This window comes from Acidisphaera rubrifaciens HS-AP3 (assembly GCF_000964365.1).
GTDB classification, from domain to species: domain Bacteria; phylum Pseudomonadota; class Alphaproteobacteria; order Acetobacterales; family Acetobacteraceae; genus Acidisphaera; species Acidisphaera rubrifaciens.
The window spans coordinates 1-633 of sequence record NZ_BANB01000582.1 but is presented as its reverse complement, the minus strand read 5'-3'; the positions used below and the strand labels follow the sequence as shown (position 1 = coordinate 633).

The following is a 633-nucleotide window of genomic DNA, read 5'->3' as shown; positions in this document are numbered from 1 at the left end:
CAGGTCCAGCAGGGCTGCGACCACCGCTGCACCTTCTGCGTCATCCCGCAGGGGCGCGGCCGCAACCGCTCCGTGCCGCCGGACGCGATCGTGGCGCAGGCGCGCAGCCTGGTGGACGCCGGCTTCCGCGAGGTCGTGCTGACCGGCGTGGACATCGCCAGCTACGGACGCGACGGCGGGGGCGGCATGACACTCGGCACGATGATCGCCGACCTGCTGGCGCGCGTGCCGGACCTGCCGCGCCTGCGCCTGTCGTCGATCGACCCGGCGGCGATCGACCCGGACCTTTGGCGGCTGATCGGCGAGGAACAGCGGCTGATGCCGCATCTGCATCTGTCGCTGCAGGCGGGATCGGACCTCATCCTCAAGCGCATGCGTCGCCGGCACAGCCGCGCGGGTGCGCTCGACGTGATCGCCCGCGCCCGCGCGCTGCGCCCGGACACGGCGTTCGGCGCCGACCTGATCGCGGGCTTTCCCACCGAGACCGACGCGCTGTTCGAGGAGACGCGCGCCTTCATCGCCGAGGCCGGCCTCGCCTATCTGCACGTCTTTCCCTACAGCGAGCGTCCCGGCACGCCGGCCGCCCGCATGCCGCCCGTGCCGCCGGCCACGCGGCGCGCCCGCGCCGCCGCC

At 74.6% G+C, this 633-nt stretch carries 1 protein-coding gene; it reads left to right on the top strand.

Annotated elements, in window-relative coordinates; all coding sequences use genetic code 11:
• A partial coding sequence (locus B8460_RS14980) for a radical SAM protein (protein ID WP_048862413.1) occupies positions 1 to 633 on the top strand: 633 nt, incomplete at both ends.